The organism is Halomicrobium sp. HArcel3 (assembly GCF_058933135.1).
The window spans coordinates 35,694-58,738 of the sequence record NZ_JBZYDN010000006.1 but is presented as its reverse complement, the minus strand read 5'-3'; the positions used below and the strand labels follow the sequence as shown (position 1 = coordinate 58,738).

At 67.8% G+C, this 23,045-nt stretch carries 25 protein-coding genes; 12 read left to right on the top strand and 13 right to left on the bottom strand.

From position 1 onward, the window contains the following. Positions 1–67: 67 nt before the first annotated feature. The gene (locus tag AC5FRV_RS15125) at positions 68–1,117 is read right to left on the bottom strand and encodes a glycosyltransferase family 2 protein (RefSeq protein WP_493561927.1); all 1,050 of its coding nucleotides are present in this window, start codon (positions 1,115–1,117) and stop codon (positions 68–70) included. 141 nt (positions 1,118–1,258) lie between these two features. Further along, positions 1,259–1,792, bottom strand: a complete 534-nt coding sequence (locus tag AC5FRV_RS15120; RefSeq protein WP_493561926.1) for a flavin reductase family protein — start codon at positions 1,790–1,792, stop codon at positions 1,259–1,261. Between the two features lie 194 nt (positions 1,793–1,986). On the opposite strand from AC5FRV_RS15120, the gene AC5FRV_RS15115 reads away from it, so the two are divergent. The 4 genes from AC5FRV_RS15115 to AC5FRV_RS15100 all read left to right on the top strand — a co-directional run bounded on the left by AC5FRV_RS15115 (position 1,987) and on the right by AC5FRV_RS15100 (position 6,998). Beyond that, positions 1,987–2,562 carry a metal-dependent hydrolase gene (locus AC5FRV_RS15115; RefSeq protein WP_493561925.1) on the top strand — a complete coding sequence of 192 codons (576 nt, stop codon included), beginning with the start codon at positions 1,987–1,989 and terminating at the stop codon, positions 2,560–2,562. A 115-nt stretch (positions 2,563–2,677) separates the two neighbouring features. Continuing rightward, on the top strand, positions 2,678–3,787 hold the full coding sequence (locus AC5FRV_RS15110; protein WP_493561924.1) for a Gfo/Idh/MocA family protein: 1,110 nt from the start codon (positions 2,678–2,680) through the stop codon (positions 3,785–3,787). A 134-nt stretch (positions 3,788–3,921) separates the two neighbouring features. After that, positions 3,922–6,558 (top strand): PKD domain-containing protein, encoded by a 2,637-nt coding sequence (locus tag AC5FRV_RS15105; protein ID WP_493561923.1) that lies wholly within the window; start codon positions 3,922–3,924, stop codon positions 6,556–6,558. Between the two features lie 146 nt (positions 6,559–6,704). Continuing rightward, on the top strand, positions 6,705–6,998 hold the full coding sequence (locus AC5FRV_RS15100) for an AbrB/MazE/SpoVT family DNA-binding domain-containing protein (protein ID WP_493561922.1): 294 nt from the start codon (positions 6,705–6,707) through the stop codon (positions 6,996–6,998). Between the two features lie 36 nt (positions 6,999–7,034). Here the strand turns inward: AC5FRV_RS15100 and AC5FRV_RS15095 are convergent, their stop codons facing one another. Continuing rightward, positions 7,035–8,048, bottom strand: coding sequence for a DUF1616 domain-containing protein (locus AC5FRV_RS15095; RefSeq protein ID WP_493561921.1), 1,014 nt, complete (start codon positions 8,046–8,048; stop codon positions 7,035–7,037). Positions 8,049–8,270: 222 nt separating this feature from the next. Between AC5FRV_RS15095 and AC5FRV_RS15090 the strand changes: the two genes are divergently transcribed. Next, the gene (locus AC5FRV_RS15090; RefSeq protein WP_493561920.1) at positions 8,271–9,275 is read left to right on the top strand and encodes a GNAT family N-acetyltransferase; all 1,005 of its coding nucleotides are present in this window, start codon (positions 8,271–8,273) and stop codon (positions 9,273–9,275) included. A gap of 85 nt (positions 9,276–9,360) precedes the next feature. On the opposite strand, the gene AC5FRV_RS15085 is transcribed toward AC5FRV_RS15090, so the two are convergent. Further along, a complete protein-coding gene (locus AC5FRV_RS15085; RefSeq protein WP_493561919.1) occupies positions 9,361–9,714 on the bottom strand; it encodes a DUF7344 domain-containing protein in 354 nt (117 codons plus the stop codon). An 815-nt stretch (positions 9,715–10,529) separates the two neighbouring features. On the opposite strand from AC5FRV_RS15085, the gene AC5FRV_RS15080 reads away from it, so the two are divergent. Further along, entirely contained in the window at positions 10,530–11,015 is a 486-nt protein-coding gene (locus tag AC5FRV_RS15080) for an HTH domain-containing protein (RefSeq protein WP_493561918.1), read from the top strand. Here the strand turns inward: AC5FRV_RS15080 and AC5FRV_RS15075 are convergent. Then, positions 11,012–11,401: a hypothetical protein gene (locus AC5FRV_RS15075; RefSeq protein WP_493561917.1), complete on the bottom strand. Its 390-nt coding sequence runs from the start codon at positions 11,399–11,401 to the stop codon at positions 11,012–11,014. The genes AC5FRV_RS15080 and AC5FRV_RS15075 overlap by 4 nt on opposite strands. 755 nt (positions 11,402–12,156) lie before the next feature. Further along, on the bottom strand, positions 12,157–12,510 hold the full coding sequence (locus tag AC5FRV_RS15070; RefSeq protein ID WP_493561916.1) for a DUF7344 domain-containing protein: 354 nt from the start codon (positions 12,508–12,510) through the stop codon (positions 12,157–12,159). 357 nt (positions 12,511–12,867) lie between these two features. Between AC5FRV_RS15070 and AC5FRV_RS15065 the strand changes: the two genes are divergently transcribed. Next, positions 12,868–13,395, top strand: a complete 528-nt coding sequence (locus AC5FRV_RS15065; RefSeq protein ID WP_493561915.1) for a four-helix bundle copper-binding protein — start codon at positions 12,868–12,870, stop codon at positions 13,393–13,395. 23 nt (positions 13,396–13,418) lie between these two features. Here the strand turns inward: AC5FRV_RS15065 and AC5FRV_RS15060 are convergent, their stop codons facing one another. The 3 genes from AC5FRV_RS15060 to AC5FRV_RS15050 form a co-directional block, all read right to left on the bottom strand. Continuing rightward, positions 13,419–13,937, bottom strand: a complete 519-nt coding sequence (locus AC5FRV_RS15060) for a hypothetical protein (protein ID WP_493561914.1) — start codon at positions 13,935–13,937, stop codon at positions 13,419–13,421. A gap of 296 nt (positions 13,938–14,233) precedes the next feature. Continuing rightward, positions 14,234–14,932, bottom strand: coding sequence for a hypothetical protein (locus AC5FRV_RS15055; protein WP_493561913.1), 699 nt, complete (start codon positions 14,930–14,932; stop codon positions 14,234–14,236). Between the two features lie 156 nt (positions 14,933–15,088). Further along, positions 15,089–15,433: a hypothetical protein gene (locus tag AC5FRV_RS15050; protein ID WP_493561912.1), complete on the bottom strand. Its 345-nt coding sequence runs from the start codon at positions 15,431–15,433 to the stop codon at positions 15,089–15,091. 149 nt (positions 15,434–15,582) lie between these two features. On the opposite strand from AC5FRV_RS15050, the gene AC5FRV_RS15045 reads away from it, so the two are divergent. Next, positions 15,583–16,068 (top strand): SPW repeat protein, encoded by a 486-nt coding sequence (locus AC5FRV_RS15045; RefSeq protein ID WP_493561911.1) that lies wholly within the window; start codon positions 15,583–15,585, stop codon positions 16,066–16,068. A gap of 66 nt (positions 16,069–16,134) precedes the next feature. Here the strand turns inward: AC5FRV_RS15045 and AC5FRV_RS15040 are convergent, their stop codons facing one another. Both AC5FRV_RS15040 and AC5FRV_RS15035 read right to left on the bottom strand, forming a co-directional pair. Continuing rightward, positions 16,135–16,386, bottom strand: a complete 252-nt coding sequence (locus AC5FRV_RS15040) for a hypothetical protein (RefSeq protein ID WP_493561910.1) — start codon at positions 16,384–16,386, stop codon at positions 16,135–16,137. 101 nt (positions 16,387–16,487) lie between these two features. Continuing rightward, positions 16,488–18,149 carry an FAD-dependent oxidoreductase gene (locus AC5FRV_RS15035; protein WP_493561909.1) on the bottom strand — a complete coding sequence of 554 codons (1,662 nt, stop codon included), beginning with the start codon at positions 18,147–18,149 and terminating at the stop codon, positions 16,488–16,490. Between the two features lie 251 nt (positions 18,150–18,400). Here AC5FRV_RS15035 and AC5FRV_RS15030 point away from each other — a divergent pair, with 251 nt between their 5' ends. The 3 genes from AC5FRV_RS15030 to AC5FRV_RS15020 all read left to right on the top strand — a co-directional run bounded on the left by AC5FRV_RS15030 (position 18,401) and on the right by AC5FRV_RS15020 (position 20,668). After that, complete coding sequence (locus tag AC5FRV_RS15030) at positions 18,401–19,246, top strand: YihY/virulence factor BrkB family protein (RefSeq protein ID WP_493561908.1); 846 nt, start codon at positions 18,401–18,403, stop codon at positions 19,244–19,246. A 45-nt stretch (positions 19,247–19,291) separates the two neighbouring features. After that, positions 19,292–20,365, top strand: a complete 1,074-nt coding sequence (locus tag AC5FRV_RS15025) for a pentapeptide repeat-containing protein (protein WP_493561907.1) — start codon at positions 19,292–19,294, stop codon at positions 20,363–20,365. Between the two features lie 84 nt (positions 20,366–20,449). Continuing rightward, positions 20,450–20,668 (top strand): dodecin family protein, encoded by a 219-nt coding sequence (locus AC5FRV_RS15020; protein WP_493561906.1) that lies wholly within the window; start codon positions 20,450–20,452, stop codon positions 20,666–20,668. Between the two features lie 339 nt (positions 20,669–21,007). Here AC5FRV_RS15020 and AC5FRV_RS15015 read toward each other — a convergent pair whose 3' ends face one another. Continuing rightward, a complete protein-coding gene (locus AC5FRV_RS15015; RefSeq protein ID WP_493561905.1) occupies positions 21,008–21,346 on the bottom strand; it encodes a DUF7344 domain-containing protein in 339 nt (112 codons plus the stop codon). A 218-nt stretch (positions 21,347–21,564) separates the two neighbouring features. On the opposite strand from AC5FRV_RS15015, the gene AC5FRV_RS15010 reads away from it, so the two are divergent. Further along, on the top strand, positions 21,565–21,924 hold the full coding sequence (locus tag AC5FRV_RS15010) for a hypothetical protein (protein WP_493561904.1): 360 nt from the start codon (positions 21,565–21,567) through the stop codon (positions 21,922–21,924). A 143-nt stretch (positions 21,925–22,067) separates the two neighbouring features. On the opposite strand, the gene AC5FRV_RS15005 is transcribed toward AC5FRV_RS15010, so the two are convergent. Further along, positions 22,068–22,616, bottom strand: coding sequence for a CBS domain-containing protein (locus AC5FRV_RS15005; RefSeq protein WP_493561903.1), 549 nt, complete (start codon positions 22,614–22,616; stop codon positions 22,068–22,070). Positions 22,617–23,045: the final 429 nt, after the last annotated feature.

Below are 23,045 nucleotides of genomic sequence, written 5' to 3'. Positions count from 1 at the left end.
TCCGTCTCTCTGGTGCGATCCCTGATTGTTATGATGGGGCAATCCGTGTCGGAAACGACCTTACCGTTCAATCCTGGTGGCGAATCTGGGTCCGCTGGTCGGCCTCCTCGACCATCGACTGCTCGACGGAGTCCGGTTCCGGTTTCCACTCGGTCTGGCCGTCGAGGTGGTCGTCGTGCTCGCGGTCGATGGCCAGGATGGCGAACACGGCGGTCCCGAACAGCGTCGCCAGCGTCCCGAGACGCGACGCCCCGTCGCCGAAGCCGGTGATGCGCTTGAGGAGGCTGCCGACGCCGGCGACGCCGGCCAGCGCCGCGACGCCGGCCAGCAGCGCGACCGGGTGGCGCTCGCTGACGACGTACTTCGCCCAGACTCGCCAGAGGGCGTTCCGGGCGAGCATCCCCGAGACCTTCGGGATGTACGTCCGGTAGTCGATGTGGCTCTCCTCGTCGTCGTAGACGGCCTGGCGTGGGACGTCGACCACGCGCATGCCAGCGACGTTGAGTTTGACGAGCAGGTCGTTGCAGTAGCCGTAGAACTCGTACATCTCCTCGATCTCGACCCGTTCGAGCGCTTCGAGCGAGATGGCCGTGTAGCCGTTCTGGGGGTCGCCGACGTTCCAGTAGCCGCTGGCGATCTTCGTCAGCAGCGTGAGGATGCGGTTACCGACGTACCGGAAGCGCGGCATGTCTTCGTGGAACTGCTCGTCGAGCAGGCGGTTGCCCTTGGCGTAGTCGGCCCGGCCCGTGGCGACGGGTTCGACGATCAGCTCCAGGGCCTCGGGGCGCATCTGGCCGTCGCCACCCATCACGGCGGTGACGTCGATGGCGTCCTCGCGCGCCCGGAGGTAGCCGGTCTTGATGGCGCCGCCGACGCCGCGGTTCTCCGCGTGCTGGATGGGGACGACGCGGTCCTCGAAGGGGCTGTCCCGGTCGAGGCCGGCGTCGTTCACTCGCTCGGCGGCCCCCTGGATCGCCGCCCAGGTGCCGTCCGTCGAGCAGTCGTCGACGGGGTAGACGCGGTCGACGAAGTCGGGGACGGTCTCGACGACGCCGGCGATGAACGCTTCCTCGTTGTACGCCGGGATCACGACGGCGACGGTCTTATCGTTGTACATCGGACCCCCTGTGCGTGAACGACGATGTCGTCTGTGGCGCGTCGACCGTCGATCTGTTCAGTCGCGTCATTGGTGTCTGTATGGCCGTGAGAGGTGGTTTGTTATGGAGGACCTGTAGGGTCGCACGGGCTCTTTCCCCGCTCATTCCGGGGCGGCGTGCCAGTCGCTGCGGAAGTGGGTCAGTGGCGTCGCGGTCCGGTTCAGCACGTCCGCGCTCTCGACGGCCCCGACGTAGATGGTGTGGTCGCCGGTCTCGTAGCTGTCGTGGACCGAACAGTCGATGTAGGCCAGCGAGTCCTCGAACACGGGCGCGTCCGAGGCCGCCGTCCGGACCGGCTCGGCGACGAAGGGGTTCTCCGAGAGGTCGGAGACGTCCGCGAAGTACCGGCCCAGGCGGCGCTGGTCGGCGGTGAGGACGTTCAGACAGAACCCGTCGATGGAGGTCTCCCGGAGCAGTTCGTGGGCCTTCGTCCCGTCGGGCAGTGCGATGGAGACCAGCGGCGGCGACAGCGACACCATGTCGAAGGAGTTGACCGTCACCCCGTGCGGGCAGGCGGCCGGCGGCAACGTGACGACCGCCACCCCCGTCGGCACCATCCCCGCCGTCTCCTGGAACTTCGTCCGTTCGATGGGCATATTGTCGACAGCGCGCGGGCTGTACCCTTTGTTATCCATCTCGGGAGGCCCGGTAAGGTGGGTCTAGTCGCCTGGCTCGCGAAATGGGTGCGAGCGACGCCGTCTGCCGCAGGCCCGGACGCCGACGCCATCCGCCGCGTGCGTGTACAGTCCAGCTAACTATACCGCTCCGTCACCCAGGAGACGACGATGAGCACTTCCGACCGTAGCAGGGTGAGTAGCCGCCAGTAGCGATGTGGCCGTGGGACCACCTCGCCATCGGCTACCTCGCCGTCTCGCTGTGGCGTCGCGGACGGAGCAGGCGCCCGCCGGGTGAAGCCGAGGCTATCGCGGCCGTCGTCGGCTCGCAGCTGCCCGACCTGATCGACAAGCCACTGGGCTGGCGGACGTCGCTGCTCCCCTCGGGCCACTCGCTGGCTCACTCCCTGACCGTCGCCGCCCCCACCGCCGTCGTCGTCTACCTCGTCGCACGCCGGTACGGGCGGGCGGACGTGGGCGCGGCGTTCTCGCTGGCGTACCTCGTCCACCTCCCGGCGGACGTCGTCTACCCGATGGTGCTGGGCGACCCGCCGAACCTGGCCTTTCTCTTCTGGCCGTTCGTCGACATCCCGCCGTCCCAGACGGACGCGTTCGCGGGCCGGGTCCTCGAACTCGTCGTCCAGTTCCTCGCCTTCCTGCGGACGCCACAGGGGATCACCTTCCTCCTCGTCGAGCTATCGCTGCTCGGCGTCGCCCTCCTGCTGTGGCGTCGGGACGGCTGGCCGGGGGTCGCGTCGATCGTCCGCGCCGTCGACCCGCGAAGCGTGTGACGCTGTAGGACTTCGTATACGAAGGCGACCGATACGCGACGCAGTGGCGGTATATCGGGGTTATCGGACGCAACCCCCACCATAACAATGGCCTCACGTGGCGCTGATGCCTACAATGTCACTCACGACTGCGGTAGTCGGTGGCGGGACTGTTTCAGACAGGCATCTCGACGGGCTGGACAAACTCGCGATGACCGACCTCGTCGCCATCTGCGACGTCGACGAGGACACGGTCCGCGAGAAGGCCCGCGAGTACGACCTCAAGGCCTACACCGACGTCGAGGCGATGCTGGCGCGGGAGGACCTCGACTGGGTCCACCTCTGTACCCCCGTCCAGACGCACCTCGACCTGGCGACGACGATCATCGAGGATGGCGTCCCCGTCCAGATCGAGAAGCCAGTCACCGAGACGGTGGCCGAGGCCGAGGAGCTGGCCCGCGTCGCCGAGCGCCACGACGTGCCCGTCTCCGTGGTCCACAACCACAACTTCGACCCGGCGATGCGGAAGGCCCGGGCGGCCATCGAGCGCGGCGACATCGGGCAGATCCGCTCGGTCGACATGCTGTACGCCGGCGAGACCTGGCCCGACGAGGTCAAACGCGGCGCCTGGGCCCACGAACTCCCCGGCGGCGAGTTCGAGGAGGGGTTCCCCCACCCCATCTACATGCTGCTGAATCTCGGGGGGTATCCCAGAAGCGCCGACGACATCGACGCCAGCTCCCAGCGCCGGCGCGAGTACGACGGCGAGTTCGCCTACGACGGCGTCCAGTTCCAGTTCACGAGCGAGGACGACGTGCTCTGCAGCGGCACCATCGTCGCCAGCGAGATCCCCCACAAGACGCTCACCATCCACGGCGACGACGGCAGCATCGTCGTCGACGTCGTCTCCCAGACCGTCACGACGCTCGACCGGGACTACCAGTCCTCGCCGGTCATGCGCGCGATGACGAACGTCGACCACGTCATCGACCGGGTCAGGGGGACGCTGGAGAACGTCTACGACGTCGTCGAGCGCAAGCGCGACGACAGCTGGGAGGTCGAGCGCGACGCCGTCCCGCACTACTACCAGTTCGACGCCGAGGCCGCCGCGCTCATCCAGGATCGGGACCTACCCTCGCCGCTGGAGGAGGCCCACTGGACCATCCAGATCATGGAGACGATCCGCGAGAGCGCCGTGGAGGACGAGCCCAGGGTCGTCGCCCAGCGGCCGATGGACCAGGATTGACGGCGGCGGGTGCCGGTCGTAGGTGCGTGTTTAATGCGACGTTCACGTCCCTTGGCTGCGGTCACCTAACCATAACAAAGGGATGTTCAGTGACAACTACCCGTTAACGCCCGATGCGGCGTGTCCTCCAAACAATGACACATTCGAAACCCGGCTCTCTTCGCGTCGTCTCAGTGCTGATCCTGGTGGTGGCCGCACCCGCGCTCACGTTTGCGAGCGCGCCTGCGACGGCAGCGAACACCTCCGACACGGCCGACACGTACGTCGTCGAGCAGGGCGGCGAGTGCGTCCTGCTCGAACCCCACGGCGACGGCACGGAGACGGTCGAAGCGTTCTACGACTATCGCACTCCGTACACGGAGGCGTTTGCCTGGGACTACTCTTCCTACGGCACCGAACACCTGCAGGACAACCAGGTGAGCAAGGTGTTCGTCTACGAGGGGTCCGAGGGGACGAGCCTCGTCTTCCTCCACGACGCGCGGGAAGACGGCGAACCCCAGCCCTTCGGTGGCACCATCACGATGCAGATTTCGGACCTCCCCGAGGGGGCGTGGGCCGTCCAGGACGACACGTACCAGAACGACAGTCAGGACGACAACTGGGAGATCGACGACTCGTCGACGACAGTCGACTGGATGTGGCAGCCCGACCGCTCCGACGGCGGTGCCTACCGCGGCCTCCACGAGATGGACGCCGAGGGAGCCATCACCGTCGATCCCTCCTTCAACGAGGAGGCCCGGGCCTGGGGCGAGTGGAACTGGTCCGGCGACGACGACAACCGGACGACCAGCTGGGTCGCTCGCTCCGGCGACGGCACCGAGACCGAACTCGACATGACCGAGCCGATCACGATCCAGCGCGGTATCTGCGGCGAGGACGAGACGGCCCCCGAGGCGAACGCGGACGTCTCGCCGACCACCGTCGCGCCCGGCGAGGACGTCACCTTCGACGCGAGCGAGTCGACGGACGACCTCGGCGTCGAGGGCTACGAGTGGGACTTCGGCGACGGCAGCGAGCCGGTCACCGGCGAGACGGTCACGCACGCCTACGCGGAGAACGGGTCCTACGAGGCCACGCTGACCGTGACCGACGGCGCCAACAACACGGACACCGCCACCGTCCCGGTCACCGTCGAGGCCCAGGACACCGACGAAGCACCGACGGCCGTCCTCGACGCCCCCGAGCCAGTGACGGCCGGCGAGCCAGCGACGTTCGACGCGCGCCGCTCGACCGACGACGAGGGGATCGTCGCGTACCAGTGGACAGTCGACGGGGCGACCGTCGACGCCGATGGCCCGACGCTGGAACGGACCTTCGCGGACGCCGGCACCCACACCGTCGGCGTGACGGTCGTCGACGGGAGCGACCAGACGAACGCAACGACCGCGGAAGTGACCGTCGAGACCGCACCCGACGCGCCCCCGACGGCCGCGGCCAGCGCCGACCCGACGACCGTCGCACCCGGCGAGCCGGTGGCGTTCGACGGTACCGCGTCGACGGACGACGACGAGATAACTGCCTACGAGTGGGACTTCGGCGACGGGAACGCGAGCGACGGCGCCACGGTCTCACACGCGTACGCGAGCACGGGCGAGTACGAGGCCACCCTCACGGTGACCGACGACGCGAACAACACCGACGACGCAACCGTGCCGGTGACCGTGGAAGCCGAGGAGACCGACGACGGCTCCGAGGACGAGAGCGGTGACGACGAGTCGGACGGCTCCGAGGACGCCGACGACGCCGACGATGGCGACGACTCGGACGGGTCGGACGAGACGGACGATTCCGGTGACGACAGTCCCAGCAGTAGCCCGAGTGGCGGGAGCCCCAGCAGCGACGGGAGCTCCGGGGGCACCGGCGGCGCAGTGCCACCCGCTGCCGAGTCGTCCAGCGCGAGCGTCTCCCAGACCGACGACGGGCGACTCGTCGTCACCGTCGAGAACGCCGCCGAGGGCGAGGCCGTCTCGGCCGACGTCCTCGGTGCCGAGAACGCTACGGGCCTGCGCTCCGTCGAACTCGTTCCCGACACCGACGCCGACCAGCTGAACCTCACGCTGGTCCCCAGCGACGAGGTGAGCGCACCCACTGGAACCGACGCCGGGCTGTACGAGGTTCGCACCGAGAACGGGTCGACCGTCGCGAACGTCACCTACCGGTTCGCGGTCGACCGCGCCGCCATCGGCGAGTCGGGCGAACTCCGGGTCCTGGCGAGTGACGGCTCGAACGTGACGGCGCTGAACCACACCGTCGTCGAGCACGGGTCGACGACCGTCCTCGATGCGACGACCGCCGACGCCGATCGAGTCGTGGTCGCGGCCGTCGCGTCCGACGTGACCGCGACGGCCATCGGCACCAACGGCACGGCGACGGCCGGCGAGTCAGCGACCGTCCAGGCGACGCTCGCCAACGACGGCCACCTCGACGCCAACCGGACGGTGAATCTCACCGTCGAGGGGACGCTCGTCGACTCGCGGAACGTTACCGTCCCCGCGGGCGAGACAGTGACCGTCTCCTTCGAGACGTCGTTCGACGCGGCGGGCGACGCGCGCGTCTCGGTGGCCGGCACCGAGGAGACGATCACCGTCGCGTCGGCCGACGGTAGCACCGACACGGAGGGCGACACCGTCACCGGGGGCGACGCCGAGAGTTCGGGCACCGATACCGAGAGCACGGACGCTGCGCCGACCAGCAGCCAGAGCACGGAACTGGCCCTCGCCGGCCTCGGCATCCTGGTAATCGGCGCCGTGGGACTGATCCGGATTTTGTAGTCGCTCCCGTTCCTCTTTTTCGCCGCAGCAGTCGGTTCGCCGGCCGCTCACTGTCGTTCCGCCGATACGGGTCGTTTCGGGTACCGGCGCGACCAGGGACCGGGGCCACAGGTGGACCCAGGTAGGAGGGCGACGAGCCGTCGCGTATGACTGGGTCATCGAACGAACCGACAGCATCCGTCGCTTGCGACGGGACGGTCACGATACCTCGGCGGGTTCGCGACACTCTCGGCCTGGAGGGAACAGGCCGAATCACGTTCGTGGAGACCGACGACGGGGAAGTCGTGCTTCGACGGGTGAAGCCTCCGGCCGAGATCAGGGGGGCACTCGCGACGAGTGCTGACCTGGACGACGAGGAGTACCCATCGGTGACTCTCCGGGAGGAGCGACGGCGCGATTCCGCACACGTCGCCGAGAAGCTGGGGAACGATGGCGCCTGACGAGAAAACCGCTTCTGGCCGCGTGAGACGCTCGCCTTACTCTACCGTCACCCAGAGGTGGACGTGGCCCTCGGCGTTCGCCGCGGACGGCGTCTCCGGCGCCTCGCCGCGGTAGACGTAGTAGGCGAGGCGGAGGTCCTCGCCGGACATCGACGGCTCGACCTGGTGGGTTGCCCGCCACGTCTCGTTGGCCGGGACCTGCGACTCCAGCGTCTGGAGGCGCTCTCGCTCGGTCACCGCCACGCCGTCGGTCCCGTTGCGGTCGACTCGCTGGAGTTCGGCGACGGCGGTGTAGGCGGCGGGTTCCTCGTAGTGGTTCTCGACTTCGAGCGTGAGGTCGCGGGCCTCGCCGGCGGTGAGGTTCGTCGGGTAGCCGGAGGCGACGTAGTCGCCGTCGGCCGTCTCGGTGACCAGCGAGACGCTGGTGTAGGACTCGCCCTGGGTCGGCCCCGTCAGCCCGAACGCGAGGCTCCCGACGGCCAGCAGGACGGCGACGGCGAGGACGGCGCTGAGGACGGTGTCGGTCGCCGTGCCGGCGGCCAGCCAGTCCCGGGTCCGCGCGCCGTAGCCGAGTAGCGAGGGCGGGCTGTACCGCTCGCTCGGCGACAGCGCGACCCGCCGGACGATGCCGACGACCGAGAGCGTGACCACCAGGACGGTGACGCTGGTGACGACGGTGGCCGTCTCGAAGGGGATCCCGAGCAGGCCGTGGACCACCGCGAGAATCGGCAGGAGGGCGAGGCTGAAGCCGAACGAGAGCCCGAACCGCTCGATGGTCCCGGGGCTGTACGCCGACGCGCTCACCGGGTGCGAGCGCGTTCCGGTGGGGCGTCCGGGGAACAGCGCCGAGACGAGCGCGTAGCCGGGCAAGACGAGGACGAACACCGAACCGACGAGCGCCCGCGGCCACGAGTAGCCGGCGTCCGAGCCCAGCAGGACCGCGAAGACGAGCGCGGCCAGGACGATGACGGCCAGGAGGTCGAGTGGGAACCCCGTCAGGAGCGAGCGGATCCGCCCCGATTCGCTGTCAGTCGACGGTGCTGTCGTCATCGGTCATCACCCGCCCCGGAACCGCCCGTGGCCGCTGCGGTCGGTGCGTACGACTGCTGTGTCCCGATCATCAGTGGTTACGACGACCTAGTCGCAACGAGCGTTTTGTTATAGATACCCTTCGCCGGAGACGCCGGCAAATAACATTTCTACCGGGGGGCGTGGGACAGTGTGTTGAATGGGTGCTTCACGACACCGGCCAGGACGTAGGGTGGCCACGCGATGAGTATCGAGATCGAGGAGTTCACGCGCGAGCAGCGTTCGGAGTGGGACCGGCTGGTCGAGCAGTCGCCGGGCGCGACGCCGTTCCACCGGTTCGCGCTCCTGGCAGTCGTCGCCGACCACGCGGGTGCGACCCTCCACCCCCTCGTGGGGTACAAGGGCCAGGAACCGGTCGGGCTCTTCCCCGTCTTCGTCGTGCGGAAGGGGCCCGTCGCGACGGCGTTCTCGCCGCCACCGAGTCTGAAGATCACCTACCTGGGCCCGACGCTACTCAACGTCGCGAAGCTGAAACCGAGCAAGGCGGAGCGTCGCAATCGCCGGTTCGTCGAGGGCTGTCTCGACTACGTCGACGAGCAGTTCGGCCCGCGCTACGTCCACGTGCGGACGCACACGCGCTACCGCGACACCCGCCCGTTCACCTGGAAGGGGTACGAGTCGACGCCGAACTTCACCTACGTCGTCGACCTGTCGGACGGGCCGGACGCGCTGTTCGACCGGTTCAGCCGCGACGCGCGCAAGAACGTCCGCGACGCCCGGGACGCCGACTGCGTCGTCGAAGAGCGCGGCGCCGACGCCGCTCGCACGATCGTCGACCAGGTGCGCCGTCGCCACGAGGAACAGGACGAGTGGTATCCCCTGACGACCGACTTCGTCACCGACCTGTACGAGCGGGCGCCCGAGGGCGTCGTCCGGCCCTACGTCTGTGAGGTCGACGGCAGGGCCGTCGGTGGCTCGCTCACGCTCGAACACGGCGACACGGCCTACGGGTGGCAGGGCGTCGTCAAACCCGACGTGGACCTCGACGTCAACGACGTCGTCCACTGGCACGTCATCAACGAGGCCGCCGAGCGCGGCGTCACCCGGTACGACCTCGTCGGCGCGAACAAGCCGCGACTCTCCCGGTACAAGGCGAAGTTCGCGCCGACGCTCGAGACCTACGACGGCCTGGAGAAGTCCAGCCCCGGCATGTCGCTCGCAGCGAAGACGTACAAGCGGCTCCGCTGAGAACGGGTTCCGCTGACAGCCGCTTCTGCTGACTGTTCTGGCCGTGGCCGCGTCACAAAGAGAGCTTCTCGCGTTCGGCCGACCGTCAGTCCTCGTCGATCCGGTCGATCTGGTCGACCCACTGTTCGATGTGCGGGTCGCCGCGGTACTGGACGGTGCCGTCGTCGGGGTCGTACTCGACGACTTCCGCGTCGTCGAGTTTCGGCAGGTGGGTGTGGTGGAGCGAGGACCGCAGGTACGTGCGGTTCGACGATTCTTGCCCGATGTCGCTGTAGGTCTCTTCGATGGCGTTGACGATGTCGTCGATGCGATGTGTCGTGTTGGGCTCGTCCATCAGCGCCCGCATGACTGCCCGACGGCGTTCCGGCGCGAGTAACCGAAGAACCGAACTCGGAAGTCGGTCTGGTACGTCACGCTGCGCCGTAGTATCCTGACCCATTGGAACCTCCTCAGAGACGGCGGGGTATTGTTATGACGCCTTTTTCGAGGTGGTAACGCTGCCTTATAGATACCGGAGATCGCTACGGAGAAGCCCCAATTCGTGGGATGTTCGGCGCCTGACCTCATTCGAAGCGACCGTGTCACGGACTACCGAGACGCTGGACAGATCGCGGACGGCCAGGTCGAAATCAGCCCATAGCACCGCACGAATTCGGATAACTGAGTTATAACAATAGGGATGGCTCGCCTGTCCCCCACTGGGGAAGTCGGCTATCGCTTCCCTGCGCGATGTGACTGCCCACCCCAGCACGCTCTCACCCCACCCTGAATCCCACCCCAAGTGCCCCTTTTTACCGCTCTTTCGTGTCCGCGGCTGCGCTCACGATATCCGGTTCCACCCCATCCAGGGCCGGGGTGACAGCGTTGATCCCCCACCGCGTCCGTCCGATTCCGTCACGTGTTCGTGTTTTCCCGCACCTACTCGAAACGCTCACGAACGTCAGCCGTGGCTTAGGGTCCAGTAGTATCCACCAGGTGTACTGAACAGTGGGGCGCGTTTAATAGACGGTGTCCCCCTGTGTCGGGCACGACGTTCGCGCTGACGTGGGCCAGTGCGCTCGATCCAGTTCGACCGTGAACGAACAGCGACGCCCCGTTCCGTCCGGCCGCGAGGTGTCGCCTCGGACTCGCCGAGCGAGACGTGGATGCGAGCGCTCCGACGACGGCCTCGGCGCGACCCGCAGTCGTGCGGGCCGGGACCGAGGACTCACGTGGCCGAACCGACTGCGAACGCGACCAGGAGGACCACCGACGATGGAAGGCACTACACAACGGAGAGTCGAACTGTACGTCCGCTCGCTCGCGCCGTGCGGAACGAGTACCGAACAGAACGAGATCGTCGAGCGACTGCGCGACCTCGAACGGCGCGATGTCGTCGACGACGTCGACCTCACGGTGTGGGGTGACGCCGTCTGTCTCGACGGTGCCAGCGCGACCGTCGGGACGGGCAGGCACGTCGCCGACCGCGTCCGGGAGTTCCACAGCTGGTGTGTGGACGGACGGACGTCGATCGACCCGTTCTTCACCTGGTCGACGGTCGAGTCGTCGCTCTCGGGTGACTCGTTCCGGCGCGTCGTCCTCCCCCAGCGATGTCTCGCGCTCTACGACGACGGCCAGTTGCAGGAGGTGTATCCCCGGCAGGTCGACGGCACCGTGAAGTCGCTGGCAGACGGGGTCCGGTCGCTCGAGTCGGCCGCGAACGGGAACGCGGACCCGTCGCTCGCCTTCGAGGAGGTCTAGCCGGCGTTGAGGATGGTGAGGACGTTGAGCGTGACGGCGATTCCCTGTGGGAGCGCCAGGCCTGCCATCGCGGCGACGCCGTAGCGCCGCCCCAGGACGTGCCAGATGGTCGCGACCCAGGAGACGGCGACGAGTTTGAGCCCGACCAGTCCGGCGACCCCGTACTGCGAGAGGATGGCGAGGACGAACGGGTTCTGCTCGCGCAACCCGATTCCGAGCCCGTAGACGGTCGTCACGAGGTCGCCGAGGACCGCGGCGGCGCCCAGGGCGCAGACGGCGCCGACGACGGGAGTCGTCGTCAACACCCCCCAGCCGGACCGGTCCGGGGGCGAGTCGTTCGTCGTCTGCTGCGTCGTGGCGTGGTCCGCCTGAACAGGGTCGGGCATCGATGGATCGCGCAGAGAGCGCACGCAAACCGACGCGCGATGCCCGTTTGGTTACTCAGTCGCTATCCGGGAGTACACTCGCCATAGGACGGGAAGGCGGCCGGATGGGCGCCGAGTGCTCCTGTCGTGCCGGGGCGTCGCCGCCGGTGGGTACGCCCTGCCTACGACCGGCCCGGGACTGCCGTGACCCGGGACTACCGTAACCCGGGACTGCCGTGACCTGAGACTGTCGTTCCGTGCCCTGATCGGCCCTGACAGGCCCTCTCCAGACGGGCCCTTCCCTAACGTCGTTGTTCGACGGAGCGTGACGGGCGGCCCCAATATCTAGTTTCGATTACGTCTAAAAATTACTGAAGCTGGAATTACACGTTCCGACACGCGGCCCGCGCGGGTAGACCACCACCGACAGCGGGCCACGGAGAGGCCCGTCACCGTTCCGCTACCGGGTCACATCGACCGCAGAACCGCCCTGTCGACGCCCCGTCGCTTCCCCTCGATGGGTGGTACCCCCGGTCTGTTCGGCCCGTCCGCTGTAGGTGGCCCCTCCAAAATCTCGCACCGAAATCCCATCTCACGGCAGTTCAACGGGCGTTCCACGACGACGGACGCTGTCGTGGCCCTCGCCAGTCGCGCACCACCGAACGTCGGACTTCTCAGTTTCTAGAGTAATGGGTTGCGCTGACAAACGTGACAGGGGGTACCAAGCCTGGGAGGCCCTGGAGCGCCCCCTCGTTCGCTGGCGATGGGTCGCCGCGTCACTCGATGTCGATGGGGACGCCGTCGGTGGCGGTCGTCGGAGCGACGGTGCGGTCGTCGTGGTCGTAGTCGAGGAGTCCCGCGTCGTCGAGCTTCGGGAGGTGCCGGTGGTGAAGGGAGACGTGCACGTCGCGGACCGTCGACTCCGGGACGGTCATCGCGGCGACGTCCGCCTCCTGGGCGGCGACGTCCTGTGCCAGCCGCTCGACGGGGACTGGCGAATCGTAGCCCCCCATGATCGAGAGGACGCGACGACGCCGTTCCGTGGTGAGTACGTCGAACAGTTCGTCGACGGACGATTCGTCGGTCGCGACCGATCGGACGTCGGAGTCCGTGGGTACAGTGTTGCTCATTGTTGCTCTCGTCCACACCCATCGCGTGGTGTACCTGGGTAGAGAACAGACGGGGAGGTAAGCCCTTCCCGTAACCAATTAGGTATGCGACGACGGTCGGAAGCAACTGGAAACTACCCTGCGAACACCTCGCCGTCTCCCGGTTTTCTCGTGTACGTTCGAGTGCTCACTGCTCGGTGTCGTCGGCCGTCGCACCGCTCCACCAGCGGTCCCGACCCCCCTCGAAGCGACCGGTCCGCTCGCCGACCACGACCACACTTACTCGGTCTAACGCTCGACTACGACTGCGAACGATCGGTCCGTTATACCGGACTCATCGGAGTACCGCCGGATGGCTCCCCGGAGCCACGAGTACCAATGTCACAGCAAAACCCACAGTTCCAGCCAGGAGCACAGTTCGAGCACCAGACGGGCGGTCAGGAGATGAGCGGCCAGCGAATGAGCGGACAGCAGACGGGCGGTCAACAGACAGGTGGCCAGCAGATGGGTGGCCAGGGGAGAGGCGGACAGCAGATGCAGGGACGCCTCTCGGCCCAGCAGCGGAGCGCGCTCACGAACGTCACCCAGGCCATCGAGGTGTGCGAGTGGTGCGCCGACCAGTGCGTCCAGGAGGCCGACCCCAGCATGATAGAGTGCATCCGCCTGTGCGAAGACGTCGCGGAGCTGGGCGAGACGGTGCTGGCGCTGGCCCCGCGCAACTCGCGGTACACCCAGCCGGTCCTCCAGGCGTTCCAGGGGGCGCTACAGGCCTGTGCCCAGGAGTGCGGCCGCCACCAGCACGCCCACTGCCAGGAGTGCGCGCAGGTCCTCTCACAGGTGATCCAGGCGACCCAGTCGCTCCAGCAGCAGCCCCAGCAACAGAGCCAGCAGATGGCGATGCGGTAGCGCGCCGAGGCACCCTCAGCCGCTCACTCCGGCGTCCCTCTCGACCCCAGCCACGCCCCGAGCGTGATGCCATAGATCGCGTGCCCGAGGTGGAAGATCAGCTCCTCGTCGGGCGATAGCTCTTCGTCCAGCAGCCCGTTCAGTAGCACTCGCAGTCCGAACGCCGACAGGACGAGACTGTAGCCGACCGCCGTGACGACCCCGCGCAGTTCGGCGGTGGCCTCGGACGGCCGGTCGGCGTCTGTCCCGGCGAATCGCGATTCCAGCGCCACGTACGCGACGCCCGCCCCCGCGCCGTAGAGCAGGTGCAACAGCAACGCCGGGACCGTCGCGCTGTCCGACCCGCCCCTGCGCACGTACCGCCGCCAGAACTCGTCCGCCGGCGGGAGTGACCGACTGATCGGGAGCCGGAACGCCGTCATGACGAGTGTCGCGACGAGCCCGCCTGTGACGCCGACCCAGAGCTGCCGTCCGGGCCCGCGTCGGCCGCTGTCGTCGAACTCGCGATGCCGCTCGTCCACCGTCAACCTCGATCGGATCATCGTCCGGAGAAACGGGCGCCACTCTTTAATTATCTGTCACGATCTCCGGCGTTCCCGCCGGCTGAACGCGACGGCTGGCGCCGGATTTCGCCGCACGACGGTGCCGCGCGACGGCGTCGATCGCGTTGCAGGGGAGTAGCCGGTGCCATCCGCTATCGCTCACGCCGGGAGCGAGCGAACGCGCCGTCCTGGTCCGCGACCGGCGACGCTCGTACCGGCTCCCTTCCACACCGACGGGCGTTTTAACGCGGTGTTGCGGCGGTAACGACGATTCTAGACCTGCTGAACTGACGCCATCACTTTAACGACTTCCCGCGTTGCGCCCAGTGGGATCGACGGATGGATCCCCGGACGGCGGGCGCCCACCGGGGCGTTCCGCTGTCGGGCTTGCCGGTGTCGAGCCCGTCGTTCGAACCGTCCGTTGCGAACCGGCACGCAGCGACAGGTGACAAACTATGAGCTATCAGGACAACCAGACCCAGTTCGGCCAGGAGGGACAGGAGCGACAGACACGACGGAGCGGCCAGCAACAGGCCGGCCAGCAGCAAGGCGCCCCGGATCTGTCGGGCGCGCCGTCGGAATACCAGCAACAGACGCCCACACGCGGGCAGGGCAGTCAGTTCGCTGGCAGTCAGCTGGGCCAGCAGCCACAGCAACAGCGTCAGCAGTCCCAGGGTCAGCAGCTGCAACAGCCGCAGGCCCAGCAGATGCGACAGCCCCAGCAACAGCGCCAGCAGTCCCAGCAACCGCAACACCAGCAGTTGCAACAGCCCCAGACGCAGCAGCCCCAGACGCAGCAACCACAGCCACAGAGCCAGCAGATGCAGCAGCCCCAGAGCCAGCAGATGCGACAGCCCCAGCAGATGCAGCAACCGCAGGCCCAGCAGCCCCAGACGCAGCAACCACAGCCCCAGACGCAGCAACCACAGCCCCAGAGCCAGCAGATGCAGCAACCACAGCTCCAGAGCCAGCAGCTGCAGCAACCGCAATCCCAACAGTACCAGTCACAGCAACCGCAGCACCAGCAGCCCCAGGCGCAGCAGGCCGGGCAACAGCCCATCCAGCAACAGCCCCAGAGCCAGCAGCGCCAGGCCCCCGGGCAGCAACAGCCTCTCGGCCAGCAGACCGAACTTCCAGGGCAGCAGGGTCGTTCAGGGGGCCAGCGCTCCCAGGACCAGCGCCATTCCCAGCAGTTCCGCCAGCGGATGCACGACCTGGCCGAGCAGCGGTCGCGTGACCCGGAGACCGGTCGGTTCCTCCCGGGAGAGCAGCAGGGCGACGATCAGCAACGTCGGGAATCCCAGCAGCAGCGCCAGGAGCCACAGCAACAGCACCAGCAGTCCCAGCAGCAGCGCGGCCAGCAACTCCTCCAGCGTCCGGGACAGCAGGGCCAGAGCCAGCAGCGCGACCAGCAGTTCTGAGCGGCCGGTGACCCACGGGCCGTTCCCCGGCTCTCCACGGGCCGCTGAGACGAGGCGACGCTCGCCGTCGGTCACTCCCGCAACTCGTCCACTACCGTGAGCGGGGTTCGACGAGACGGGACGATCGTTCCGGTCGCCTAAGCCGGCGTTTCCGTGCGGGAGAGCCTGGACGGCTGTCACTGTATTTACGCGTCGAATCCCTACCTGGACCTGGAGGCAGAACCATGAGCGACAGCGACGCATACGACGACAGAACCGAGGTGCGGGACCGCGACGACGACTACGACCGCGACGACTCCGACGCGCCGGCGGTCGACACCAATCCCACCGAACGGGGCACGTGGATCTCGGCCCTCGTCGCGCTACTCGGCCTGTGGCTCGTCGTCGAGCCGTTCCTGTTCGAGATGACGGCGGTGAACTTCTGGAACGACGTCATCGTCGGCCTGGCGCTGATCGCGCTCGGGGCGTACAACTACTATCGGCGCGCGGACGAGCGATTCGGGAGCGTCGCGGTCGGCGCGTTCGTCGCGTTGCTCGGCCTGTGGCTTCTCGCCGCGCCGTTCGTGTTCGGCGTCGACGGCGGCGCTTCCGAGGCGACCGGCGCGACGTTCTGGAACGACGTCGTCGTCGGCGCACTCGTGGTGATACTCGGCGCGTACAGCGCGTACGAGGCCCGCGACGCCGACGTCGCACGTCCCGCGCGCACGTAGGAGGAAGGCCCGAAGATGGCCCGGCCGGCGAGGCGGCGGGCGGTTCGTCTGGCGCGGCGGGACCGCTCACTCCGCCAGGTCGATATTTTCCGTCAGCTGTGAGAGTCGGAAGGTGACGAGGTGATAGCGCGTCACCATCGCGGAGAAGATTCCCATCGCCACGCAGAACGCCAGCGCGAACAGGATGGAGCCGTCGTTGAGGAAGCTGTTGAAGAACTGGAGCAGGCCGAAGACGATCGGACCGACCGTGAACAGTACCGTTCTGACCGGATGGGTTCGGACCATCCTACCGAGGTAATCCCTTTCGCGTCGTGCCATTATGGTTCTGTTTACGGCAGGCGTAAAAACAGCTTCGGTCGGGCCAACCGTCACGCGAAGCGACACGTCGCTGGAAAGGCGAGCTTAGCCAGCGACCCCTTTTAATCGTCGCCGGCGGTCGAGTCAGGCGAGTCGGGACCCGGGGCGTCGCGGTCTGGGGCATCGGGGTCCGGTCGGCGGGCGGGTGGCTCGCGACGGGCCACGTCACTGAGGTCGATCGGTTCGAGCGGGTCGCTGGCGGGCGTGTCCAGGACCGTCCCGTCGACGTCGAACCGCGAGCCGTGGCAGGCGCAGTCCCACGAGCGTTCGCCGTCGTTCCAGGACACCTGGCAGCCCATGTGCGTGCAGACGGCCGACACCGCGTGGATATCGCCGTCGTCGTCGCGATACACCGCGACGGGGTCGTCCCCGCCGTCGAAGACGTCGGCCTCGCCGGCGTCGAGCGAATCGAGGTCGACGTCCGGGCGCTGCCGCACGACGTCCTTCGCGAGGTGGGTCATCGAGTGAGCGTTGTGCGAGACGAGTTCCGTCTTCGAGGCACCCGCCCGCAATCTGGTCGGCGTGTAGACCGACTCCCACGAGTTCCCTCGGCCGGTGATCAGGTCGGCCAGCAGGATGCTCGCGGCGGTGCCGTTGGTCATCCCCCACCCGCCGAAGCCAGTGGCGACGTAGACGTTGCTGGTCCCCGGGCCGGCGGGACCGACGAACGGCAGCCGGTCAACCGACCGGTAGTCCTGCGTCGACCACCGGTACTCGATCGAGTCGACGTCGAAGTGGTTGCGGGCCTGGGCTTCGAGGCGTTCGTACCGCGTCTCCGTACTGCCACCCTCGCCCGTTCGGTGGTTCTGGCCGCCGACGAGGACCATCGGCTCGTCGCTGGCCGGGTAGGGACGGACGGAGAAGTAGGGGTCGTAAGGCTGGTAGTACATCCCCTCGGGCGCGTCCTCGTTCAGGGTCGCGGCGACGACGTAGGAGCGCTTCGGGGTCAGCCGCGCGAAGTAGACGGCGTCGTCGCGGATGGGGAAGTGCGTCGCGAGGACGACGTCGTCGGCCGTCACGGTTCCCCGACCCGTCTCGACGGTGCAGGGATCGCCCCCGTCTACGTCCTCGACCGTCGTCTCCTCGAAGACGTGACTGCCGTCGCCGGGGACTCGCCGGGCGAGCTCGAGCAGGTAGTTCCGGGGGTGGAAGTGGGCCTGGTCGGCGACGCGGACCGCACCGCCGACGTCGTAGGGCAGGTCGGTCTCCTCGACGAACGACGCGTCCAGGCCCGCGCGCCTGGCGGCCTCGACCTCCGCCCGTATCTCTCGCCGGTGCCGGCGGTAGTCCGGGTCCTCGGCCCGCTCGGGGGTGTACGTGTACGCCGGCGCCCGCTCGAAGTCGCAGTCGACGTCGTACTCGGCGACGGTCTCCGCGACGTCGTCGATGGCTGCCTCGTTGGCCTCGGCGTACAGACGGGCCTGCTCTTCACCGACGTGGTCGGTCAGGTAGTCGTAGATCAGCCCGTGTAACGCCGTGACCTTGGCCGTGGTGTGGCCGGTCACGCCGAGCAGTATCCGGTCGCGTTCGAGCAGCGCGACCGACTTCCCTCGTTCTTTCAGCTTCAGGGCCGTCGTGACGCCGACGATGCCGCCGCCGACGACAGCGACGTCGACGTCCAGACCGCCGTCGAGCGGGTCGTAGTCGGTCGATTCGGACCGGTCTATCCAGATCGGTTCGTGCGTTCCCCGGTGACCGTCACGGGATGCTGTGTCAGAGTTCATCGGTCGCCTCCGGCGACGCCGCTCGCGGCGGCCCCGACTGTCGGCGGTCGGGGACCACACGCTCCGTCGGCCGATGCCCGTGTACGGTCGCCCGGAGCGCCATTGAAGGTTGACCCGGCCGTCGCAGGGGCCTTTTCCGGGTGGCTCGCGAGCGACGACTCCGGGCCGACAGTATAAGTGTGAGGCGCCCGTCACTTCGGACGTATGCTTAGCGCCAGTCGGGACGGTCCGGAACGGGGTGATCGGGCGCCGTGTCGCTGAGTCTCGGCGGCAGTAGCGGGCGCGCCACGTCCGTACTGCGGGCCATCGCAGCCGAGTTCAAGGAGGAGAACATCACCTTCATGGCCGGTTCCATCGCGTACTACGCGTTCGTCTCGATGTTCCCCCTGCTGTTGCTCGCGCTGCTGGTCGCGTCCGTCGTCGGCGGCCAGGCGTTCGCCGACGCCGTGATCGGCCTGACCCAGCAGTACCTGACGCCCGCTGCCCAGGGAATAGTGACCGACTCTATCACCCAGGCCAGCAACGCCGCCAGCTTCTCGATCATCGGGATCGCGGCACTGCTGTGGTCGGTGCTGAAGGTGTTCCGCGGGCTCGACGTCGCCTTCTCGTCGCTGTACCACTCGCCAGGCGATACCAGTATCCTCGACCAGGTGAAAGACGGGGTCATCGTTCTGGGTGGCGTCACCGTCGCGATCGGCGCGATGGTCGCCGCCGGCTTCCTCGTCAGGTTTCTCCCCGAGATCCCGTACATCGGCGCGCTGAGTTTCGTCTTCCTCATCGGGGCGCTGACGCTCGCCTTCTTCCCGATATACTACGTCTTCCCCGACGTGGACGTCTCCGTGCGCGACGTGCTTCCCGGGACAGTCGTCGCGGCCGTCGGCTGGGCACTGCTCCAGAGCCTCTTCCGGGTGTACACGTCGTACTCCTCGACGGCGGAACTGTACGGGGCCATCGGTGGCGTCATCCTGCTGGTGACCTGGCTCTACTTCGGCGCGCTCGTCCTGTTGCTCGGTGTCGCGGTCAACGTCGTACTCGCCGGGCAGTCGGAGGCGGCGAAACCGACGCCGAACCCGGAGGGGAATCGATCGCCAGAATGACGCACCTCGTGCGCGACCCGTGACTGGTCAGACCCCGTAGCACCGATGGACGACGACGCAGTTCCCGCGGACCGATGTGGCTACGAGTACAGCGTGAGCACGCTCCACGACATCGGCGACTCCTGTTGCTGGCGGCCCACCTGGAGCGGCGAGGACCGCTGCGTCTGGCACGCGACCGGCGTTCCGAAGTTCCACGACGACTTCGCGACACAGGCCCCGGACGGGCCGGAGTGCCTCGACGGTGCGACGGTCGACACGGCCGACCTCGACGGCGTCGACTGGTTCGAGGAGTGTTCCCTGATCGGCGTCGAGTTCAGCCACGTCGACCTGCGGGCGGCGTCGCTGGCGGGCGCGGACCTGCGCGAGTCGACGCTGGACAACGTCGACGCCCGCCGGGCCGACCTCTCGCGGGTGAACGTCGAGGACGCGTCGATACGGACCTGCGACCTGCGCGGTGCCGACTTCCGGCACGCCCGCTTCGACCAGACGGTGCTCTCGAACGTCCGCATCAATCGCGACACCAGGTTCGGCGACGCCGTCGTCTACGAGGAGGAACTGGCGGCGGCCGAGGACGCGGCCACCTTCGAGGAGAACGCCCAGGCGGCCGTCTGGGCCTATCGCGAGATCCACAACATCCACGAGAACAACGCGCTGCCCTACGAGGCCCGCCAGTACTACCTGAAGGAGAAGGACGTCCGCCGCCGTCTCGCCTGGGAGTCGGGGCACCGCACGCGAGCAGTGATGGCCGAGGGCGCGCGCTGGATCACGGGCTACGGCATGAGTCCGTGGCGCGTCCTGGCGACGGCGGCCGTGATCATCGTCGCCTCGGCGCTGCTCTACCCGCTCACCGGCGGCCTGGTGGAGACGGTCAGCGGCGGCGGTGGCGAACCGGAGTCGATCACCTGGTCCATCGACGACCCCGAGACGGCGCCGCAGTTCGTCCTGGTCGCGGCGTTTTACAAGAGCCTCTACTTCAGCATCGTCACGTTCACGACGCTGGGATACGGCGACGTCCGCCCCGTCGGCGACTTCGCCCGGGGACTGGCCGGCATCGAGGCGCTGCTCGGCCAGTTGCTCGTCGCCGTGCTGGTGTTCGTGCTCACGCGGCGGATCAGCTGACGCGCCGACGTGGCAATTCTCGGCGCCGGCGAAACTGTCTCTGTACCGACCTTATAGTCTCGTGCTCGCGTATCTCGAGTCGGTATGACAGCCGTCAAAGTAGTCACGGTTCTCGGGACGTCAGCGGAATCGTGGGACGACGCCGCCGACGAGGCGGTGCGAGAGGCGAGCAAGACCATCGACGACATCCGCGGCGTCGAGGTCGAGGACCAGACGGCGACGGTGGAAGACGGCGAGGTCACCGAGTACCGGGCCACCGTCGAGGTCGCCTTCCCGGTCCACGAGGAACAGCACGCACAGTGACCGCCGCTGGCGGCGGGCGACGTCCGTGTACAGCACTGGCGGTCGCCTCGACAGATAGCGCCGCTCCCTTCTCGTCACCGCCCACCGCTTAACAACGATATCACTGTTAACCACTGGGCCGTCGGCTTCGCCCCAGCAGGTTACCAGTCGGTCCCGTCGGCGCGTCGGACCGCCCGGACGCGACGGCAAATCGCCACCGCCACGCCGATACGGCCGGCTTTCCGGCCGGGTGGCGGGGCGTCCGGTGACCCGGTGGCGCTCCGAGCGATGGATCGCCGTCTCGCGATAATAATCGATTACCGGCGCGAAAAGAGTCGGTGACAGCGCGACCGCGTCGGGTCAGGGACGCGGCGTTCGTCCGAGGCCGATTTCGCCGGCGTCGGCGTCGAACTCGACGACGCCGTACTCGTCGAGGACCGGCAACTGGCCGTGGTGGAGCCAGGTCTGGACCCGGCGCTGCACGTCGTCGTCCACCTCGTCGGGGGTGGTCCCGGTGATCCGGGCCACGACGCGTCTCGCCAGGTCGGGTTCCTGGACCGGGCCGTCTTCCTCTTGAAGGACGTCGAGGAGGTGTCGGCAGTGCGGGTCGTCGAGCACGTCCGCGAGTTCCTCCGCGGGCGGTCCGGTGGCGTCCGTTCTCTCGGTTCGGCCGATGCTGTCACCGACGCGTGAGTACATATCTCACTATTTCCCTCCCATCGTCAAATTCAGGATGCCTAAGGAGATAGGGTCGACCCGGATCGCCAGACGACGCCGCTACTAACCCGAAACCAGGTCGATGCAGCCGACGACAATCCGCTCAGAAACGGGGAAGTACCTGTAGACCGGGACCGTCGCGTACCTCTCAGTGCGAAAACCGATTAATAACTAAAGGTGGTCCCGCCGCAGACGAGCGTATGGCACTCGTCGAGTCCATCATCGGCTTCGTCGTCAGCCTGCTCATCGGTGCGGCCGGGATCTACCTGGGCGCGAGTATCCTCACCGACGTCGAGGACTACACCTACGCCATCGTCACGGCGCTCATCGCGTCGCTGGTCTGGTTCATCGTCGCCGCGTTCCTCGGCTGGGTCCCGCTGCTCGGGGCGCTGCTGGCGCTACTCGCGTACATCGCCGTGATCAACTACCGCTACCCCGGCGGCTGGGTCGAGGCCATCGGTATCGCCCTGATCGCCTGGATCGCCACGGTCGTCATCCTCTACGTGCTCGCGCTGCTGGGGATCACGTCGTTCTCCGCCATCGGCATCCCCGGCGTCTAGTCGGCCCGGTCGATTCGAGGCGGAGACGCTGCCGGAAGACGGTGAATCCGGGGCGGACCACCGGACGACTGTCGGCGCCCCATCGAGGCGCTGGTCGGGGCGTCACGAGCGGGGAAGTGACTGCACGTTCGGTCGACCGCCGGCTACAGTCGTGGCGACTGTTTCTTGATCGTCTCGCCGGCCTTGTTGAGTTCGCTGCCCAGGAGGACGAGAACGTCGTCGAGCGTGATGATGCCCTGGAGGTCGCCGCTGTCGTCGACGATGGGCAACCGGCGGATCCCCTCGTCGCTGAGCTGCTGGAGGGCGTCGAAGACGCTCATACTCGTCGTGGCAGTGACGAGGTCACCGCTGACGAGGTCGCCGGCTTGCTTGCTGGCGATGTCGGGGGTATTCTCGAGCGCGAGGGCGACGCTCCGGTCGGTGACGACGCCGACCGGCTGTTCGCCCTCGACCACGACCACGCTGCCGACGTCTTCCGCGGCCATCTTCGCGACGACGTCCGAGATGGGCGTGTCGCGCTTGGCCGTGACGACGTCGTCCTCGACGATCTCCTCGACCCGGATCGGACGCGTGCGCATTCCGCTACTGCGCGGAGGCTGGCCGCCGGGCTGAGGCATCTGCGTGCTCCCCTGGAGCCCCTGCTGTGGCTGCATCCGGGCGCTCCCCTGCGGTGGCGCGCCCTGGACGGGCATCTGTGGCTGTCCTCCGCCGGGCTGTTGCTGGGGCGGTCCCTGTGGCGGCTGCCCCTGTGGTATCGGTCCCTGCCCCTGCGGTGGTTGTCCCTGCGGTGGTTGTCCCTGCGGCTGGCTACCAATCGGCTGTCCTGGTGGCCCCTGCTGTCCGCCCTGTGGCGGTCGGCCCTGCTGGGGTTGGCCCTGGGGTTGACCGCCCGACGGCTGCTGCGGGCCGCGCGCTGGCGGTTGCTGGTACTCGGTACCCGACGGTCGCCGTCCCCGTGGCTGGCTGGGGGAATTTCCCTGGTACGGTGTCATAGGTCTCCGTCGGCCGCTGCTGCTGGGGCGGCCGACTATCTGACGGTTCGCCCCAGACCCCAATAAAGGCTTGCAGAATGACACGAGGTCGGCCGGAGACTCGTCACACATCGCAAACGCTTCGCGTTT

Bases quoted from the DNA above. Each gene is read 5' to 3' on its own strand.
- AC5FRV_RS15125 (WP_493561927.1), bottom strand. From the start codon at position 1,117: ATGTACAACGATAAGACCGTCGCCGTCGTGATCCCGGCGTACAACGAG.
- AC5FRV_RS15120 (WP_493561926.1), bottom strand. From the start codon at position 1,792: ATGGATAACAAAGGGTACAGCCCGCGCGCTGTCGACAATATGCCCATC.
- AC5FRV_RS15115 (WP_493561925.1), top strand. From the start codon at position 1,987: ATGTGGCCGTGGGACCACCTCGCCATCGGCTACCTCGCCGTCTCGCTG.
- AC5FRV_RS15110 (WP_493561924.1), top strand. From the start codon at position 2,678: ATGTCACTCACGACTGCGGTAGTCGGTGGCGGGACTGTTTCAGACAGG.
- AC5FRV_RS15105 (WP_493561923.1), top strand. From the start codon at position 3,922: ATGACACATTCGAAACCCGGCTCTCTTCGCGTCGTCTCAGTGCTGATC.
- AC5FRV_RS15100 (WP_493561922.1), top strand. From the start codon at position 6,705: ATGACTGGGTCATCGAACGAACCGACAGCATCCGTCGCTTGCGACGGG.
- AC5FRV_RS15095 (WP_493561921.1), bottom strand. From the start codon at position 8,048: ATGACGACAGCACCGTCGACTGACAGCGAATCGGGGCGGATCCGCTCG.
- AC5FRV_RS15090 (WP_493561920.1), top strand. From the start codon at position 8,271: ATGAGTATCGAGATCGAGGAGTTCACGCGCGAGCAGCGTTCGGAGTGG.
- AC5FRV_RS15085 (WP_493561919.1), bottom strand. From the start codon at position 9,714: ATGGGTCAGGATACTACGGCGCAGCGTGACGTACCAGACCGACTTCCG.
- AC5FRV_RS15080 (WP_493561918.1), top strand. From the start codon at position 10,530: ATGGAAGGCACTACACAACGGAGAGTCGAACTGTACGTCCGCTCGCTC.
- AC5FRV_RS15075 (WP_493561917.1), bottom strand. From the start codon at position 11,401: ATGCCCGACCCTGTTCAGGCGGACCACGCCACGACGCAGCAGACGACG.
- AC5FRV_RS15070 (WP_493561916.1), bottom strand. From the start codon at position 12,510: ATGAGCAACACTGTACCCACGGACTCCGACGTCCGATCGGTCGCGACC.
- AC5FRV_RS15065 (WP_493561915.1), top strand. From the start codon at position 12,868: ATGTCACAGCAAAACCCACAGTTCCAGCCAGGAGCACAGTTCGAGCAC.
- AC5FRV_RS15060 (WP_493561914.1), bottom strand. From the start codon at position 13,937: ATGATCCGATCGAGGTTGACGGTGGACGAGCGGCATCGCGAGTTCGAC.
- AC5FRV_RS15045 (WP_493561911.1), top strand. From the start codon at position 15,583: ATGAGCGACAGCGACGCATACGACGACAGAACCGAGGTGCGGGACCGC.
- AC5FRV_RS15040 (WP_493561910.1), bottom strand. From the start codon at position 16,386: ATGGCACGACGCGAAAGGGATTACCTCGGTAGGATGGTCCGAACCCAT.
- AC5FRV_RS15035 (WP_493561909.1), bottom strand. From the start codon at position 18,149: ATGAACTCTGACACAGCATCCCGTGACGGTCACCGGGGAACGCACGAA.
- AC5FRV_RS15025 (WP_493561907.1), top strand. From the start codon at position 19,292: ATGGACGACGACGCAGTTCCCGCGGACCGATGTGGCTACGAGTACAGC.
- AC5FRV_RS15020 (WP_493561906.1), top strand. From the start codon at position 20,450: ATGACAGCCGTCAAAGTAGTCACGGTTCTCGGGACGTCAGCGGAATCG.
- AC5FRV_RS15015 (WP_493561905.1), bottom strand. From the start codon at position 21,346: ATGTACTCACGCGTCGGTGACAGCATCGGCCGAACCGAGAGAACGGAC.
- AC5FRV_RS15010 (WP_493561904.1), top strand. From the start codon at position 21,565: ATGGCACTCGTCGAGTCCATCATCGGCTTCGTCGTCAGCCTGCTCATC.
- AC5FRV_RS15005 (WP_493561903.1), bottom strand. From the start codon at position 22,616: ATGCCCGTCCAGGGCGCGCCACCGCAGGGGAGCGCCCGGATGCAGCCA.